The sequence below is a fragment of the Streptacidiphilus sp. EB103A genome, assembly GCF_041261405.1.
In the GTDB taxonomy this organism is placed as follows: domain Bacteria; phylum Actinomycetota; class Actinomycetes; order Streptomycetales; family Streptomycetaceae; genus Streptacidiphilus.
Genome location: NZ_JBGCAQ010000006.1, coordinates 266,827 through 282,471, shown reverse-complemented (window position 1 = coordinate 282,471; position 15,645 = coordinate 266,827). Strand labels below are relative to the sequence as shown.

The 15,645-nt window shown below is 67.1% G+C and carries 26 protein-coding genes; 1 reads left to right on the top strand and 25 read right to left on the bottom strand.

Going from position 1 to position 15,645, the window contains the following annotated elements; all coding sequences use genetic code 11:
• Positions 1-177 precede the first annotated feature (177 nt).
• Positions 178-1,182, top strand: a complete 1,005-nt coding sequence (locus ABH941_RS12380) for a hypothetical protein (protein ID WP_370128958.1) — start codon at positions 178-180, stop codon at positions 1,180-1,182.
• A gap of 180 nt (positions 1,183-1,362) precedes the next feature.
• Here ABH941_RS12380 and truA read toward each other — a convergent pair whose 3' ends face one another.
• From truA to rplV, 25 genes are all read right to left on the bottom strand, one after another.
• Positions 1,363-2,265: a tRNA pseudouridine(38-40) synthase TruA gene (gene truA, locus ABH941_RS12375; protein WP_370128956.1), complete on the bottom strand. Its 903-nt coding sequence runs from the start codon at positions 2,263-2,265 to the stop codon at positions 1,363-1,365.
• 75 nt (positions 2,266-2,340) lie between these two features.
• Positions 2,341-2,856: a 50S ribosomal protein L17 gene (gene rplQ / locus ABH941_RS12370; protein ID WP_370128955.1), complete on the bottom strand. Its 516-nt coding sequence runs from the start codon at positions 2,854-2,856 to the stop codon at positions 2,341-2,343.
• 142 nt (positions 2,857-2,998) lie between these two features.
• Entirely contained in the window at positions 2,999-4,018 is a 1,020-nt protein-coding gene (locus tag ABH941_RS12365; RefSeq protein ID WP_030251536.1) for a DNA-directed RNA polymerase subunit alpha, read from the bottom strand.
• 124 nt (positions 4,019-4,142) lie between these two features.
• On the bottom strand, positions 4,143-4,550 hold the full coding sequence (rpsK, locus tag ABH941_RS12360; RefSeq protein WP_030251538.1) for a 30S ribosomal protein S11: 408 nt from the start codon (positions 4,548-4,550) through the stop codon (positions 4,143-4,145).
• Between the two features lie 74 nt (positions 4,551-4,624).
• Positions 4,625-5,005: a 30S ribosomal protein S13 gene (rpsM, locus tag ABH941_RS12355; RefSeq protein WP_134003956.1), complete on the bottom strand. Its 381-nt coding sequence runs from the start codon at positions 5,003-5,005 to the stop codon at positions 4,625-4,627.
• 186 nt (positions 5,006-5,191) lie between these two features.
• Entirely contained in the window at positions 5,192-5,305 is a 114-nt protein-coding gene (rpmJ, locus tag ABH941_RS12350) for a 50S ribosomal protein L36 (RefSeq protein ID WP_009740505.1), read from the bottom strand.
• A 63-nt stretch (positions 5,306-5,368) separates the two neighbouring features.
• Complete coding sequence (gene infA / locus ABH941_RS12345; RefSeq protein ID WP_003956442.1) at positions 5,369-5,590, bottom strand: translation initiation factor IF-1; 222 nt, start codon at positions 5,588-5,590, stop codon at positions 5,369-5,371.
• A gap of 187 nt (positions 5,591-5,777) precedes the next feature.
• The gene (map, locus tag ABH941_RS12340; RefSeq protein ID WP_370128952.1) at positions 5,778-6,611 is read right to left on the bottom strand and encodes a type I methionyl aminopeptidase; all 834 of its coding nucleotides are present in this window, start codon (positions 6,609-6,611) and stop codon (positions 5,778-5,780) included.
• A gap of 142 nt (positions 6,612-6,753) precedes the next feature.
• Positions 6,754-7,422 (bottom strand): adenylate kinase, encoded by a 669-nt coding sequence (locus ABH941_RS12335; RefSeq protein ID WP_370128951.1) that lies wholly within the window; start codon positions 7,420-7,422, stop codon positions 6,754-6,756.
• Positions 7,422-8,729: a preprotein translocase subunit SecY gene (gene secY, locus ABH941_RS12330; protein ID WP_370128950.1), complete on the bottom strand. Its 1,308-nt coding sequence runs from the start codon at positions 8,727-8,729 to the stop codon at positions 7,422-7,424. Before secY ends, ABH941_RS12335 begins: the two co-directional genes overlap by 1 nt.
• A gap of 295 nt (positions 8,730-9,024) precedes the next feature.
• Positions 9,025-9,480, bottom strand: a complete 456-nt coding sequence (gene rplO / locus ABH941_RS12325) for a 50S ribosomal protein L15 (RefSeq protein ID WP_030251554.1) — start codon at positions 9,478-9,480, stop codon at positions 9,025-9,027.
• Entirely contained in the window at positions 9,481-9,663 is a 183-nt protein-coding gene (gene rpmD, locus ABH941_RS12320; protein WP_030251557.1) for a 50S ribosomal protein L30, read from the bottom strand.
• On the bottom strand, positions 9,663-10,289 hold the full coding sequence (gene rpsE / locus ABH941_RS12315) for a 30S ribosomal protein S5 (protein WP_030251561.1): 627 nt from the start codon (positions 10,287-10,289) through the stop codon (positions 9,663-9,665). The genes rpmD and rpsE overlap by 1 nt, the downstream gene beginning before the upstream one ends.
• Before the next feature lie 45 nt (positions 10,290-10,334).
• Complete coding sequence (gene rplR, locus ABH941_RS12310; protein ID WP_030251564.1) at positions 10,335-10,718, bottom strand: 50S ribosomal protein L18; 384 nt, start codon at positions 10,716-10,718, stop codon at positions 10,335-10,337.
• A 3-nt stretch (positions 10,719-10,721) separates the two neighbouring features.
• Complete coding sequence (gene rplF, locus ABH941_RS12305; protein ID WP_042401213.1) at positions 10,722-11,261, bottom strand: 50S ribosomal protein L6; 540 nt, start codon at positions 11,259-11,261, stop codon at positions 10,722-10,724.
• 23 nt (positions 11,262-11,284) lie between these two features.
• Positions 11,285-11,692 (bottom strand): 30S ribosomal protein S8, encoded by a 408-nt coding sequence (gene rpsH, locus ABH941_RS12300; RefSeq protein ID WP_030251568.1) that lies wholly within the window; start codon positions 11,690-11,692, stop codon positions 11,285-11,287.
• A 204-nt stretch (positions 11,693-11,896) separates the two neighbouring features.
• Positions 11,897-12,082, bottom strand: coding sequence for a type Z 30S ribosomal protein S14 (locus ABH941_RS12295; RefSeq protein ID WP_030251570.1), 186 nt, complete (start codon positions 12,080-12,082; stop codon positions 11,897-11,899).
• A gap of 4 nt (positions 12,083-12,086) precedes the next feature.
• The gene (gene rplE / locus ABH941_RS12290) at positions 12,087-12,656 is read right to left on the bottom strand and encodes a 50S ribosomal protein L5 (RefSeq protein WP_030251571.1); all 570 of its coding nucleotides are present in this window, start codon (positions 12,654-12,656) and stop codon (positions 12,087-12,089) included.
• A complete protein-coding gene (gene rplX, locus ABH941_RS12285; RefSeq protein ID WP_030251573.1) occupies positions 12,656-12,979 on the bottom strand; it encodes a 50S ribosomal protein L24 in 324 nt (107 codons plus the stop codon). The genes rplE and rplX overlap by 1 nt, the downstream gene beginning before the upstream one ends.
• 14 nt (positions 12,980-12,993) lie before the next feature.
• Positions 12,994-13,365 carry a 50S ribosomal protein L14 gene (rplN, locus tag ABH941_RS12280; RefSeq protein WP_030251577.1) on the bottom strand — a complete coding sequence of 124 codons (372 nt, stop codon included), beginning with the start codon at positions 13,363-13,365 and terminating at the stop codon, positions 12,994-12,996.
• 130 nt (positions 13,366-13,495) lie between these two features.
• Positions 13,496-13,774, bottom strand: coding sequence for a 30S ribosomal protein S17 (gene rpsQ / locus ABH941_RS12275; RefSeq protein WP_134003947.1), 279 nt, complete (start codon positions 13,772-13,774; stop codon positions 13,496-13,498).
• Complete coding sequence (rpmC, locus tag ABH941_RS12270) at positions 13,774-13,998, bottom strand: 50S ribosomal protein L29 (protein WP_134003945.1); 225 nt, start codon at positions 13,996-13,998, stop codon at positions 13,774-13,776. Before rpmC ends, rpsQ begins: the two co-directional genes overlap by 1 nt.
• On the bottom strand, positions 13,995-14,414 hold the full coding sequence (gene rplP, locus ABH941_RS12265) for a 50S ribosomal protein L16 (RefSeq protein ID WP_030251586.1): 420 nt from the start codon (positions 14,412-14,414) through the stop codon (positions 13,995-13,997). The genes rpmC and rplP overlap by 4 nt, the downstream gene beginning before the upstream one ends.
• A 4-nt stretch (positions 14,415-14,418) precedes the next feature.
• Complete coding sequence (gene rpsC / locus ABH941_RS12260; RefSeq protein WP_370128948.1) at positions 14,419-15,255, bottom strand: 30S ribosomal protein S3; 837 nt, start codon at positions 15,253-15,255, stop codon at positions 14,419-14,421.
• Positions 15,255-15,602: a 50S ribosomal protein L22 gene (gene rplV, locus ABH941_RS12255; RefSeq protein WP_037594640.1), complete on the bottom strand. Its 348-nt coding sequence runs from the start codon at positions 15,600-15,602 to the stop codon at positions 15,255-15,257. The genes rpsC and rplV overlap by 1 nt, the downstream gene beginning before the upstream one ends.
• Between the last annotated feature and the right edge of the window lie 43 nt (positions 15,603-15,645).

Below are 15,645 nucleotides of genomic sequence, written 5' to 3'. Positions count from 1 at the left end.
TGTTGCTCCATCAGTTCTCTCGGCCCCCGCGCCCCCACGACCCGCGCGAGAATAGACGCACCTCCGGCGCGCAGCGCGCAGAAAGGCGCGCTCGTTCGTCAGGTTCACTCCAACGGATGGACCCCTCCGACCTGCGGGATGTCCCGGAATCCGGGAATCCCGTTATGCTCGCGGCCCATGAGCAATGGGCCCGCGCCGGACAATGCCAAGCCGCTCCCCCGCCGGGGAGCGGACACCGCTGGACGCATCCCGACCCAGTACGGACCGGGCAACCCCGTCGCCGAGACCCTGACGGAGAACCAGTTCCGTATCCGCCCCGGGGCGCCCACCCTGCCGGCCCCCGAACCCAAGCAGGCCGCGGAACCCGAGCGCGAGCAGTTCCAGGCCATACTGGACAGGCAGGAGGCCGCCTCCGCCAGCAAGCGTCGCCGTCTCTGGCTGAGCGCCGCGCTGGTGGCCCTGCTGGGCCTGGCGGGCACCGGCGCCGCCCTGCTCACCATGCACCCGGCCAAGCAGTCGACCGCCCGGGCCGCCGCTTCGCCTTCGTCCCCCGCCACCACCGCGCCCGCGATTCCGGTGCAGCAGACGCCGACTGACGCACCATCGGCCACAGCGGCAGCCACCAGCGCCGCGCCGACGCCATCCACCCTCGACCCGGTCCGGCTGCTCTCCGCGGCGGCCACCGACACCGCACCGCTGAGTGCGGTGACGCTCTTCCCCGGCAAGAGCGTCACCGTCAACAGCCATTCCTACACGCAGGCACTGACAACGACCTCCACCTGCGTCCCCGCGGTCACCCCGAACCTCGCCGCGGTGCTCGCCAAGAACGGCTGCCTGAAGCTGTTCCGGGCCAGCTACTCGGTCGGGACGACCGCGGTGAGCATCGGCGTCGGAGTCTTCGACAGCGCCGCCCAGGCGGCCGCGGTCAAGGCGCAGTACACCGCGGGCAACCTGGAGCCGCTGTCCGGCGGCTCGCTCCCGGCCTTCTGCCACGACGTCGCCTGCCGGATGACCGTCAACGCCTACGGCCGCTACGCCTACTTCACCGTGGCGGGATACACCGACGGCAAGCCGGTCCCGGCGGCGGACACCTCCGCCCTGGCCGCCGGCCAGGACATGGGCCGTATGGTCTACGAGAACCTGTTCACACGCGCCAAGGAGGAGGCAGCGGCGAAGAAGTAGCCGGTGCCGACCTGGTTACTCCGTCTGCGGGCCGTAGCCGGCTGGTCGCGCAGTTCCCCGCGCCCCTGGAGAGTGCAACATACCCACGGCGGTTCACCTGCAGCACCCTAGGGGCGCGGGGCTCTGCTTGATTGACTGCGCGCGCGACCAGCCACGCACATGCCGCAGCACGGAACCGCCCTACCCCCGCGTGAGCACCCGCAGGTTCCGGGCCGCCCGACTGCGCGCCGCCAGGTCCTGGTCCGCCGGATAGCCGACCTCCTCCAGCGTCAGCCCGTACGGACGCACCACGCTCACCGCCGAGTTCCGGACTCCGGCGGAGAGCACCTCGCCCGGGAACCCGACCGGCCGCTGCCCGCCGCCGACCAGCAGCATCGCGCCGACCAGCGCCCGCACCATGTTGTGGCAGAAGGCGTCGGCCCGGACCGTGCCGACCACCAGCCCAGGCAGCCGGGGGCCGAGCAGCGCGTCGCCCGGCAGCCGCTCCCAGGAGAAGTCCAGCAGCTCCCTGATGGTGGTCGCGCCCTCACGCTTCTTGCAGTAGGCCGCGAAGTCGTGCTCGCCCACCAGCAGCCGGGCCGCCTCGTTCATCGCGTCCACGTCCAGCGGCCGGTCGTGCCAGAGCACGTGCGCCCGCCGCAGCGGGTCCACCCCGGCCGGGTGGTCGCAGATCCGGTAGGCGTAGCGGCGCCACACCGCCGAGAAGCGGGCATCGAAGCCCGCCGGGGCCTCGGCCACCCGCCACACCCGGATGTCGCCCGGCAGCCGCCCGGCGAGCCTGCGGCGCAGCTTCTCGCCCTCCGCCGCCCAGATGTCCCCGGGCAGGTCGACATGGGCCACCTGCCCGCGTGCGTGCACCCCCGCGTCGGTCCGTCCGGCCACCGTCAGCGGGAAGACCTCGGGCTGCCGCAGCACCACCCGGATCGCATCCTCCAGCTCGCCCTGGACGGTCCGCCGCCCGCTCTTCTGCTTGGCCCAGCCGGAGAAGTCCGTCCCGTCGTACGACAGGTCCAGCCGCACCCGGACGAACCCCTCGGCGGCACCCTCGCGCCGGGACTCCCGCTCTTCCACACACTCAGTCATCACAGCCCCGAAAGTTCGCGGTACGAGAACGGGCCCGCCCTCCCCGAAGGGAAGGCGGGCCCGCTGCGGAGGCGGTCAGGCCTCCTCGGTCTCCTCGACGGAGTCGACCGGAGCGGCATCCTCGACCGGGGCGGCGTCAGCCGGCGCGGCGTCGACCGGGGCGGCAGCCTCGGTCTCCTTGACGGAGCGCTTGGTCGCGGCCTCGGCCTCGCCGACGGCGGACTGGGCCACGGTCAGGGCCTCGACCAGCTCGATGACGGCCATCGGGGCGTTGTCGCCACGACGGGGGCCGATCTTGGTGATCCGGGTGTAGCCACCGGGACGGTTCTCGTAGCGAGGACCGATCTCGGTGAAGAGGGTGTGCAGCACTGCCACGTCGGTGATGGTCTTGCGGACCTCACGGCGGTTGTGGATGTCACCCTTCTTGGCCTTGGTGATCAGCTTCTCCGCCACCGGGCGCAGGCGGCGAGCCTTGGCCTCGGTGGTGGTGATCCGGCCGTACTGGAAGAGCTCGCGGGCCAGACCGGCCAGCAGCAGACGCTCGTGGGAGGGACCGCCACCGAGGCGGGCACCCTTCGCGGGGCGAGGCATGGTGTCTCCTTGGATCTCCGACCCCCGGCCGTACCAGGTACCGGGGCGGGCGTACGGGCACTGTTGCCCGGACGACTTGGTTGCACAGCCATCAAGAGTACGGGACCGCCGAGGCGGTCCCGTACCACTCGATCAGCGGAACTTAGTACTGCTCGGTCTCCGCGAAGCCCGGGTCGTCGTCGTCGGCGCCGAAGGCGTCGGCGGCGGCGGTCGGGTCGAATCCGGGCGGGCTGTCCTTGAGGGCCAGGCCCATGCCGGCCAGCTTCGCCTTGACCTCGTCGATCGACTTCGCACCAAAGTTGCGGATGTCGAGCAGGTCGGCCTCGGAGCGGGCGACGAGCTCACCCACGGTGTGGATGCCCTCGCGCTTGAGGCAGTTGTACGACCGAACGGTGAGCTCCAGCTCCTCGATCGGCAGGGCGAGATCAGCGGCCAGGGCGGCGTCCGTGGGGGACGGGCCCATGTCGATGCCCTCGGCGTCGATGTTCAGCTCGCGAGCGAGACCGAACAGCTCCACCAGGGTCTTGCCGGCCGAGGCCATGGCGTCACGGGGACGCATGGCGGGCTTGGTCTCGACGTCGACGATGAGCTTGTCGAAGTCGGTACGCTGCTCGACTCGGGTCGCCTCGACCTTGTAGGTGACCTTGAGCACCGGGCTGTAGATGGAGTCGACCGGGATCCGGCCGATCTCCTGGCCCGACTGCTTGTTCTGGACGGCGGAGACGTAGCCGCGACCGCGCTCGACGGTCAGCTCCATCTCCAGCTTGCCCTTGCCGTTGAGCGTGGCGAGGACCAGCTCGGGGTTGTGCACCTCGACACCGGCCGGGGGCGCGATGTCGGCGGCGGTGACCAGACCCGGGCCCTGCTTGCGCAGGTACATCACGACCGGCTCGTCGTGCTCCGAGGAGACGACCAGCTGCTTGATGTTCAGGATGAGGTCGGTGACGTCCTCCTTGACGCCCGGCACGGTGGTGAACTCGTGCAGGACGCCGTCGATCCGGATGCTGGTGACAGCAGCGCCGGGGATCGAGGAGAGGAGCGTGCGGCGGAGCGAGTTGCCGAGGGTGTAGCCGAAGCCCGGCTCCAGCGGCTCGATCACGAACCGGGAGCGGAACTCGTCGACGACCTCTTCGGTCAGCGACGGACGCTGAGCGATCAGCATGAGGTGAATCCTCCAGATAGATCTTCGGCACCCACTATTTGATGCCGACGAAAGCAAGGATACGGCCCCTGAGCAAACAAGGGCCGTATCCCGGTACTACCGCTGCTTCAGAAGCAGCCGTGCGTCAGACGCGACGGCGCTTGGGGGGGCGGCAGCCGTTGTGCGGGGTGGGGGTGACGTCCTGGATCGAGCCGACCTCCAGGCCGGTGGCCTGGATGGAGCGGATCGCGGTCTCGCGGCCGGAGCCCGGACCCTTCACGAAGACGTCGACCTTGCGCATGCCGTGCTCCTGGGCGCGACGCGCGGCGGCCTCGGCGGCCATCTGCGCGGCGAACGGAGTCGACTTGCGGGAGCCCTTGAAGCCGACGTGGCCCGAGGACGCCCACGCGATCACGTTGCCCGAGGGGTCCGTGATCGAGACGATGGTGTTGTTGAACGTGCTCTTGATGTGCGCGTGGCCGTGAGCGACGTTCTTCTTTTCCTTGCGGCGGATCTTCTTCGCGCCTGCAGCCTGACGACCCTTGGGGGGCATAAGTCTGTTTCTCCTACTGAGGTGGTCGGTCCGCTAGCCCAGCGGGCCGGATTCAAGTCCGGTGTTGGGGCGGACTACTTCTTGCCGGGCTTCTTCTTGCCGGCAATCGCGCGACGCGGACCCTTGCGGGTACGGGCGTTGGTGTGGGTCCGCTGACCGTGGACCGGCAGGCCGCGGCGGTGACGCAGACCCTGGTAGCAGCCGATCTCGACCTTGCGGCGGATGTCAGCGGCGACCTCACGGCGGAGGTCACCCTCGACCTTGAAGTTGGCGTCGACGTAGTCGCGCAGCTTGACCAGGTCGTCCTCGGTGATGTCGCGAACACGGATGTTCGGGTTGACACCGGTCTCGGCGAGGGCGAGCTTCGAGCGGGTACGGCCGATGCCGTACACGTAGGTGAGGGCGATCTCGATCCGCTTTTCGCGGGGGAGATCAACGCCGGCGAGGCGTGCCATGAATGTGGCTCCAGTGTTCCTTCGGAGGTCTGACGCGATGCCTCTCCTTCGACTCTCGTCGATGGAGCCCCGGCCTCCGGACCGAGGGTGGCAGTCCGCTCATCGTTTCCGACGAACGGATCGGGCATCCCGCTTCATGTTGTTTTTCGCGTCGCGCGAAGAGTTACGACCCGTGAAGGGAAGTGATCAGCCCTGACGCTGCTTGTGGCGCAGGTTCTCGCAGATCACCATGACCCGACCGTGACGGCGGATCACCTTGCACTTGTCGCAGATCTTCTTGACGCTCGGCTTGACCTTCATGGGATTCAGGTTCTCCGGGTCGAGCGCACCGCGAGTGAACGCGGCGCGAGATCTGCTTCTTGCTTACTTGTACCGGTAGACAATTCGACCGCGGGTCAGGTCGTACGGGCTGAGCTCGACGACGACCCGGTCGTCCGGGAGGATGCGGATGTAGTGCATTCGCATCTTGCCGCTGATGTGGGCGAGGACTTTGTGCCCGTTCTGCAGCTCTACCTTGAACATGGCGTTCGGCAGAGACTCGATGACGGTGCCCTCGATCTCGATGGCGCCTTGCTTTTTGGCCATGTCCTGCGGGTATCGCCTTCCGGGGTTCGACTACCGTAGTCGGCACTCACGCAGGGACCGCTAAGTCCACCCCGTCACAACGGACGAAGGCATGCGGGAGCAAGCTACGAGTGAGCCGACACAGCAGTCTACGTCAGCGGACAAGCGATCGCGAAATCCGTTCATCCCAGCGGGCCAATGCAGGAGATCAGCCCAGCGGGTCGGGCGCCGCGGTGATGCCCAGCTCGGCGAGCTTGGCCCGGCCGCCGTCGAAGGCGGTCAGCACCAGCGGGCCCTCCTCGGTGACGGCGATGGAGTGCTCCCAGTGCGAGGACCAGGTGCCGTCGTTGGTCTTGACGGTCCACTCGTCAGCGAGGGTGTGCGTCTTCGGGGTGCCGAGGCTGACCATCGGCTCGATGGCGATGGCGAAACCGGGCACCAGCTTCATGCCGCGGCCGCGCTTGCGGTCCACGTAGTTCAGCAGGTGCGGGTCCATGTGCATGGCCGAGCCGATGCCGTGGCCGCCGAAGTCCTCGATGATGCCGTACTTGCCCTTGGGCGGCAGCGGCTGGCGCCGGATGTACGACTCGATGGCCCGGCTGATGTCCGAGAGCCGGTTGTTCTTCTTCACCTGGGCGATGCCGGCCCACATCGAGTCCTCGGTGACCTGGCTGAGCCGCAGCAGCTCCTCGGCGTGCCCGCCGCCGACGAAGCAGGTGATGGCGGCGTCGCCGTGCCAGCCGTCGACGATGGCGCCGCAGTCGATGGAGATCATGTCGCCGTCGGCCAGCACCCGGTCGCCGGGGATGCCGTGGACCACCTCGTCGTTGACGGAGGCGCAGATCACCCCGGTGAAGCCGTGGTAGCCGAGGAAGTTGGAGGTGGCGCCGTGGTCGGCGATCACCTTGGCCGCGACGGAGTTCAGCTCGCCGGTGGTGATCCCCGGCGCCACCGCCTCACGGCATGCCTTCAGCGCCTCGGCGACGACCAGGCCCGCCTCCCGCATCTTCTTGATCTGCTCGGGGGTCTTGATCTCAACCATGCGCTCTCGCCTTCCCAGTACCACGGGTTCCCGCTCCTGCTGCTGTCACTGCCGACCGTTCAACGGTACGGCCCCGCTCATGAACGCGCTCCGGCCGTGACACCCGACGGGGCGTCACGGCCGGCCTGCTCGGACGAAGGGCTCAGCCTTCGTCGTCCTCGTCCTTCTCCCGCAGCGCCGCGATCGCGCGCTGGGTCACCTCGTCCACCTTGCCCAGCGCGGGGATGGTCGTGACCAGTCCCTGCTTCTGGTAGTACTCGATGATCGGCTCGGTCTGCGTGTGGTAGACGTCCAGGCGGACCCGGACGCTCTCCTCGGTGTCGTCCGAGCGCTGGTACAGCTCGCCGCCGCAGATGTCGCAGACGCCGGCGGCCTTCGGCGGGTTGTACTCCACGTGGAACACGTGGTTGCCCTCGTTGCGGCAGATCCGCCGACCAGCGATCCGGCGGACGACCTCGTCCTCCGGGACCTCCAGGTCCAGCACACCGTCCAGCGCGATGTTCCACTCGGCCAGGATCCCGTCCAGCGCCTCGGCCTGGGCCACGTTGCGCGGGAAGCCGTCGAGCAGGAAACCGTCGGCGGCATCGGGCTGGGCAAGGCGGTCCTTGGCCATCCCGATGGTCACCTCGTCCGGCACCAGCTTGCCCGAGTCCATGATGCTCTTGGCAGCGAGGCCGAGCTCGGTGCCCTGGCTGATGTTGGCGCGGAAGAGGTCACCGGTGGACACATGGGGAATGGACAGGGTCTTGGCCAGCAGCGCGGCCTGAGTACCCTTCCCGGCCCCAGGCGGCCCGACGAGGACAATACGCATCAGCGGAGGAACCCTTCGTAGTTGCGCTGCTGGAGCTGGCTCTCGATCTGCTTCACAGTTTCAAGGCCGACACCAACAATGATGAGGATGCTCGTACCGCCGAACGGGAAGTTCTGTGACGCCCCGAACAACCCGAGTGCGACCAGCGGCACCATCGCGATCAGGCCCAGGTAGAGCGAGCCGGGCCAGGTGATCCTCGTCAGCACGTAGTTCAGGTATTCGGCCGTCGGGCGGCCCGCCCGGATGCCCGGGATGAAGCCACCATACTTCTTCATATTGTCGGCAACTTCTTCGGGGTTGAAGGAGATGGCGACGTAGAAGAAGGCGAAGAAGACGATCAGCAGGAAGTACAGCGCGGCATAGAGCGGTTTGTCGCTCTTCGTCAGGTTTGTGTTGACCCACTGGGCCCACGTAGCAGTGGATCCGCTCAGCTGGACGATCAGGCCCGGGATGTAGAGCAGCGAGCTGGCGAAGATGACCGGGATCACACCCGCCTGGTTGACCTTCAGCGGGATGTAGGTCGAGGTCCCGCCGTAGGCGCGACGCCCGATCATGCGCTTCGCGTACTGCACCGGGATCCGGCGCTGTGCCTGCTCGACGAAGACCACCAGCGCGACCATCGCCAGACCCATGATGAGCACGAAGACGAAGGTGGCCCAGCCCTTCTGGGCCTTGATGTTCAGCAGCGAGGACGGGAAGCCGGCCGCGACCGAGGTGAAGATCAGGATCGACATGCCGTTGCCGATGCCGCGGTCGGTGATCAGCTCACCCAGCCACATGATGACCACGGTGCCCGCGGACATCGTGATGACCATGGTCGCGATCCGGAAGACGCTCTGGTCCGGGACGATCTGGGTGGTGTCGCAGTTGACGCTGCCGAACAGGGCGCCGGTCGAGGCGGTGGCCACGATGCCGGTCGCCTGCAGGATCGCCAGGGCGATGGTCAGGTAGCGGGTGTACTGCGTGATCTTCGTCTGACCGGCCTGGCCCTCCTTCTTCAGGGCGTCCAGGCGCGGAATCACCACCGTCAGCAGCTGAAGGATGATGCTGGAGGTGATGTAGGGCATGATGCCCAGCGCGAAGATGGTGATCTGCAGCAGAGCGCCGCCGCTGAAGAGGTTGACCAGGCCGAGCAGCCCGTTCCCGCTCTTCGAGGAGGCATTCACACACGCCTGGACGGCCTTGAAGTTCACCCCGGGGACGGGGATGTGGGCGCCCATCCGGAAGACGACCATGATGCCCAGCGTGAACAGCAGCTTCTTGCGCAGGTCGGGCGTCTTGAACGCCCGGGCGAACGCGGTGAGCACGGTGCCTCCTGCAGCTCCCTGCCGAGAGCGGCGGGAGGGACGGTGGATCTGGGCCCGGTACAAGTCGAAACAGGGCCGAATGACGGTGGGGTGTGCCACCGTTCGGCGACGGCTCGCGGACAGAGTCTGCGGCCAACCTACAAGTGGACTCCACGGACTCTAACAGTCCGTGGCCACTCGAATGAAGCGCGTGGCCCCCTCAGCTTGGACCAGGAACGGTCCGGGACGCCAGAAGGCCCGGTTCTCCTCTGCGTACAGAGGGGAACCGGGCCTTGAAGGCCTGTCAGGCGAGAGCTCAGATGAGCTCGGTCACCGAACCGCCCGCAGCGGTGATCTTCTCCGCGGCGGAGCCGGAGACGGCGTCAACCGAAACCTGCAGCGCGACGGTGATCTCACCGGTGCCGAGCACCTTGACGAGCGAGTTCTTGCGAACCGCGCCCTTGGCGACCAGGTCCTCGACGGTGACCTCGCCACCCTCGGGGTAGAGCGCACCGAGCTTGTCCAGGTTCACGACCTGGAACTCCACCCGGAACGGGTTCTTGAAGCCCTTGAGCTTCGGCAGGCGCATGTGAAGGGGCATCTGGCCACCCTCGAAACGCGCCGGCACCTGGTAACGCGCCTTGGTGCCCTTGGTACCACGACCAGCGGTCTTACCCTTGGATGCCTCACCACGACCGACACGGGTCTTGGCGGTCTTGGCACCCGGGGCGGGACGCAGGTTGTGGATCTTCAGCGGGTTCTGCTCCGCCATTTAGTCCACCTCCTCGACCGTGACGAGGTGGCGGACGGTCTGGGCCATCCCGCGGATCTCGGGACGGTCCTCCTTCACGACCACGTCGTGCATGCGCTTGAGACCAAGCGAACGCAGGGTGTCACGGTGGTTCTGCTTGCTGCCGATGTAGGACTTGGTCTGGGTGATCTTCAGGCGAGCCATTACGCAGCCCCCTGCCCAGCCGCACGCGCACGCAGCAGGGCTGCGGGAGCGACGTCCTCCAGCGGCAGGCCACGACGGGCCGCGATCTCCTCGGGGCGCGAGAGGCCCTTCAGAGCGGCGACCGTGGCGTGCACGATGTTGATGGCGTTGTCGGAGCCCAGGGACTTCGACAGGATGTCGTGAACGCCGGCGCACTCGAGCACGGCGCGCACGGGACCACCGGCGATAACACCGGTACCCGGCGAAGCCGGCTTGAGCAGGACGACGCCCGCGGCCTTCTCACCCTGGATCGGGTGGGGGATGGTGCCCTGGATGCGGGGAACCTTGAAGAAGTTCTTCTTCGCTTCCTCGACACCCTTGGCAATGGCCGCGGGAACTTCCTTGGCCTTGCCGTAACCAACACCTACGGTGCCGTCACCATCGCCGACCACGACCAGCGCGGTGAAGCTGAAGCGACGACCACCCTTGACTACCTTGGCGACACGGTTGATCGCGACAACACGCTCGACGTACGCGGTCTTCTCGACGACGGGAGCGCCGTCACGACCATCCCGCTTACGGTCACGCCGCTCGCCACCGCCGGTGCCGCCGCCGGCGCCGCTACCGCGGCGCTGGGGTCCAGCCATTGGATTTACCTCTCTCGTTTACGTCCGCCAGCTTGGGCGAGCGGGTCAGAAGTCGAGCCCGGACTCACGGGCGGCGTCCGCCAGGGCGGCGATGCGCCCGGCGTACTGGTTGCCCGCGCGGTCAAAGACGACCGACTCGATGCCGGCGGCCTTGGCGCGCTCGGCGACCAGGGCTCCGACCTTCTTGGCCTGCTCGGTCTTGTCACCGTCGACGCCCTTGATGGACACGTCGAGGGTGGACGCCGAAGCCAGCGTGTGGCCCGCGAGGTCGTCGATCACCTGCGCCACGATGTGGCGGTTGGACCGGGACACGACCAGGCGCGGACGCACCGGCGTACCGGAGACGCGCTTGCGGACGCGGATGGCGCGGCGCTTGCGGGCGGCAGCCTTGTAGGCGTTGCCCTTGCCGATCTTCACACTGAGGCTCATGAGTTACTTACCACTCTTTCCGACCTTGCGGCGGATGACCTCGCCGGCGTACTTGACACCCTTGGCCTTGTACGGGTCGGGCTTGCGCAGCTTGCGGATCTTGGCCGCGACCTCACCGACCTGCTGCTTGTCGATGCCGTCCACGTGGAACTTGGTGGGCGACTCGACGACGAAGGCGATGCCTTCGGGGGCCTCGATCAGGATGGGGTGGCTGTAGCCGAGCGCGAACTCCATGGAGGAGCCCTTCGCTGCGACTCGGTAGCCGACGCCGCTGATCTCGAGCGACTTGCGGTAGCCCGCGGTCACGCCGGTGATCATGTTCGCCACCAGCGTGCGAGTCAGGCCGTGCAGGGCCTTGGACTGACGCTCGTCGTTGGGGCGGGTGACGAGCAGAGTGCCGTCCTCACCCTTGGCGATGTCGATCGGCGCGGCAACGGTGTGGGCAAGGGAACCCTTGGGGCCCTTGACCGAGACCGTGCGGCCATCGATGGTGACGTCCACGCCGGCGGGAACCGGGATGGGCAGCCGTCCAATGCGAGACATTGCTGTACCTCCGTTTCCCTGAGTTACCAGACGTAGGCGAGGACTTCCCCACCCACGCCCTTCTTGGCTGCCTGCTGTCCGGTGAGCAGACCCGCGGACGTGGAGATGATCGCCACTCCCAGGCCGCCGAGCACCTTCGGCATAGCGGTGGACTTGGTGTAGACCCGCAGACCCGGCTTGGAGATCCGCTTGATGCCCGCGATCGAGCGCTCGCGGTTGGGGCCGAACTTGAGGTCGACGGTCAGCTTCTTGCCGACCTCGCCCTCCTTGGGCTCCTCAACCTTCCATCCCGTGATGTAGCCCTCCTGCTGGAGGATCTCGGCGATGTGAGTCTTGATCTTGCTGTGGGGCATCACGACAGTGTCGTGGTAGGCCGAGTTCGCGTTTCGCAGACGCGTCAGCATGTCTGCGATCGGGTCGGTCATGGTCATGATGGCCTGTGGCCTCTCTCACCGCGGTTTCCCGAAGCGCGCAGCCCGGGGTTCAACCAGAGCGGGCGCGGCGCGGGGACCTACGGTGTAGTAAGACTTATTCGGGGCAACAAGGGCCCCGACCTAGCCACCCTACGGGACTCCCGGAGGAGTTCCAAAAACGGCGGCCAGGTCGGGAACCTCTATGTGCCCAGAACTACTGGACTACCAGGAGCTCTTGGTGACGCCCGGCAGCTCGCCGCGGTGAGCCATCTCACGAAGGCACACGCGGCAGAGGCCGAACTTGCGGTACACGGAGTGCGGGCGACCGCAGCGCTGGCAGCGGGTGTAACCCCGGACGCCGAACTTCGGCTTGCGCTCCGCCTTCGCGATGAGGGACTTCTTCGCCATGTGCTCAGTTCTCCTTGAACGGGAAGCCAAGGGCACGCAGCAGCGCCCGGCCCTCGTCGTCGGTCTGGGCAGTGGTGACCACCGTGATGTCCATGCCCCGCTGCCGGTCGACCTTGTCCTGGTCGATCTCGTGGAACATGACCTGCTCGGTCAGACCGAAGGTGTAGTTGCCCTTGCCGTCGAACTGCTTCGGCGACAGACCGCGGAAGTCACGGATGCGCGGGAGCGCCAGCGACACCAGACGGTCCAGGAACTCCCACATGCGGTCCCCGCGAAGGGTGACGTGGGTACCGATCGGCTGGCCCTCACGCAGCTTGAACTGCGCGATGGACTTGCGGGCCTTGGTCACGGTCGGCTTCTGGCCGGTGATCGCGGTGAGGTCCTTGACCGCGCCGTCGATCAGCTTGGAGTCGCGGGCGGCGTCGCCCACACCCATGTTGACCACGACCTTGACCAGGCCGGGGATCAGCATGACGTTCTCGTACGAGAACTGCTCCTGCAGCTGACCCTTGATCTCGGAGCGGTAGCGCTCCTTGAGACGGGGGGTCACCTTCTCAACAGAGGTGTCGGTCATCAGATGTCCTCACCGGTTCGCTTGGCAACGCGGATCTTGTTGCCCTCGTCATCGAAGCGGTAACCGACGCGGGTGACGACCTTCTTGCCGTCCTTCTCCACGACGAGCTGAACGTTGCTCACGTGGATCGGGGCCTCAGTGGTCACGATGCCGCCGGTCTGGGCACCACGGGCGGTCTGGCCGACCTTGGTGTGCTTCTTGACCCGGTTGACACCCTCGACCAGGACGCGGTTCTCGGTGGGGATGGCCTGAATGACCTTCCCCTGCTTGCCCTTGTCCTTGCCGGTGATGACCTGGACCAGGTCACCCTTCTTGATCTTCATGCTGTTCGCCATGGTTAGAGCACCTCCGGCGCAAGCGAGATGATCTTCATGAACTTCTTGTCGCGCAGCTCGCGGCCCACCGGGCCGAAGATGCGCGTGCCGCGCGGGTCACCATCGGTGTTCTTGAGGATGACGGCGGCGTTCTCGTCGAAACGGATGTAGGAACCGTCGGGACGACGGCGCTCCTTGACGGTGCGGACGATGACGGCCTTGACCACATCGCCCTTCTTCACGTTGCCACCGGGGATCGCGTCCTTGACGGTGGCGACGATGACGTCACCGATACCCGCGTAGCGTCGGCCGGAGCCACCGAGAACACGGATGCAAAGGATCTCCTTCGCACCAGTGTTGTCGGCGACACGCAGTCGCGACTCCTGCTGGATCACAGCTTTCTCCTGATCGTCAACGATCGGGACCGGGCCGGCCCGCTGCTCACCCGAGCGCTCCCGTCCGTCCTGTTCTCACAGGCGGGGGGAACCCCGGGCACATACGAGCCGCGCCCAATCGCGTTCGTTACTACTTGGCCTTCTCGAGGATCTCGACGACGCGCCAGCGCTTCGTCGCGGACAGCGGCCGGGTCTCCATGAGGAGGACACGGTCGCCGATACCCGCGGCGTTGGCCTCGTCGTGCGCCTTCAGCTTGTTCGTACGGCGGATGACCTTGCCGTACAGCGCGTGCTTGACGCGGTCCTCGACGGCGACGACGACGGTCTTGTCCATCTTGTCGCTGACGACCAGACCCTCACGGGTCTTACGGAATCCGCGTGCTTCGGTCGTGTTCTCAGTGTCAGTCATCAGGCGCTCTCCACCGTCTCGATGCCCAGCTCGCGCTCACGCATCAGGGTGTAGATCCGCGCGATGTCCTTGCGGACGAGCTTGAGCCGTCCGTGGTTGTCGAGCTGCCCGGTCGCCGCCTGGAAGCGGAGGTTGAACAGCTCCTCCTTGGCCTCACGGAGCTTGGCAACGAGACCCTCGTTGTCCAGCTCGCGAAGCTCTGCAGCCGTGGTGGTGGCCATCAGCTCTCACCTGCCTCGCGCCGGACAATCCGGCACTTCATCGGAAGCTTGTGCGCGGCGCGGGTGAGCGCCTCGCGGGCAATCTTCTCGTTCGGGTACGACAACTCGAACATCACGCGTCCGGGGTGCACGTTGGCGATCCACCACTCCGGCGAACCCTTGCCGGAACCCATGCGGGTCTCGGCGGGCTTCTTGGTGAGGGGACGGTCCGGGTAGATGTTGATCCAGACCTTGCCGCCACGCTTGATGTGACGGGTGATGGAGATACGAGCGGACTCGATCTGCCGGTTCGTCACGTACGCCGGGGAGACGGCCTGCAGGCCGTACTCGCCGAACGCCAACTCGGTACCGCCCTTAGCCATGCCACGCCGCTTGGGGTGGTGCTGCTTGCGGTGCTTGACCCTGCGAGGGATCAGCATGGGGTCAGGCCTCCGTTCCGGAATCGTTCGAGGTGGGAGCCTCGGCCGCAGCCTCGTTCACCGCGGCCGGAGCCTCGGTGCCGGGGCGACGACCACGGCCACCGCGCTCGCCACCGGCGGGACGCTCGCCCCGACGGGGACGCTCGCCCGGGCCACCCGCACGGGGCGGACGGTTGCCGGCCTTGGCGGCGGCGTTGTCGGCGCGGACCTCAGCGATGTTCTTGACGTCGCCCTTGTAGATCCAGACCTTGACGCCGATGCGGCCGAAGGTGGTCTTGGCCTCGAAGAAGCCGTAGTCCACGTTGGCGCGCAGGGTGTGCAGGGGCACACGGCCCTCGCGGTAGAACTCCGAGCGGGACATCTCGGCGCCGCCGAGACGGCCGGAGCACTGGATCTTGATGCCCTTGGCGCCCGACTTCATCGTGCCCTGCATGCTCTTGCGCATGGCACGACGGAAGGAGACGCGGGAGGACAGCTGCTCGGCAACGCCCTGGGCGACCAGCTGGGCGTCCATCTCGGGGTTCTTGACCTCGAGGATGTTCAGCTGGACCTGCTTGCCGGTCAGCTTCTCGAGGTCGCCGCGGATGCGGTCGGCCTCGGTGCCGCGACGGCCGATGACGATGCCGGGACGGGCGGTGTGGATGTCCACCCGCACGCGGTCACGGGTGCGCTCGATCTCGACCTTCGAGATGCCGGCGCGCTCCATGCCGGACGTCATCATCCTGCGGATGGCGACGTCTTCCTTGACGTAGTCCTTGTACAGCTTGTCGGCGTACCACCGGGACTTGAAGTCCGTGGTGATGCCGAGTCGGAACCCGTTCGGGTTGATCTTCTGACCCATTAGCGGGTGCCCTCCTTCGAGGCGAGAACCACGGTGATGTGGCTCGTCCGCTTGCGGATCCGGTACGCGCGGCCCTGGGCCCGCGGACGGAAACGCTTCAGGGTCGGGCCCTCGTCGACGAACGCCTCAGCGACGTACAGCGACTCCACGTTGTTGTGGTTGTAGTTGTGCACGGCGTTGGCGATGGCGCTGTCGAGCACCTTGCCGACCGGCACGCTCGCGGCCTGCGGAGCGAAACGCAGGACCGCCTGGGCCTCCGTGGCATTCATGCCACGGACAAGGTCCACCACGCGGCGGGCCTTCATGGGCGTTACGCGGATGTACCGCGCCGTTGCCCTGGCTTCCATGGGAATCCCCTTGTTGGTGTCTGTCATGGTCTTCGCACCCCGC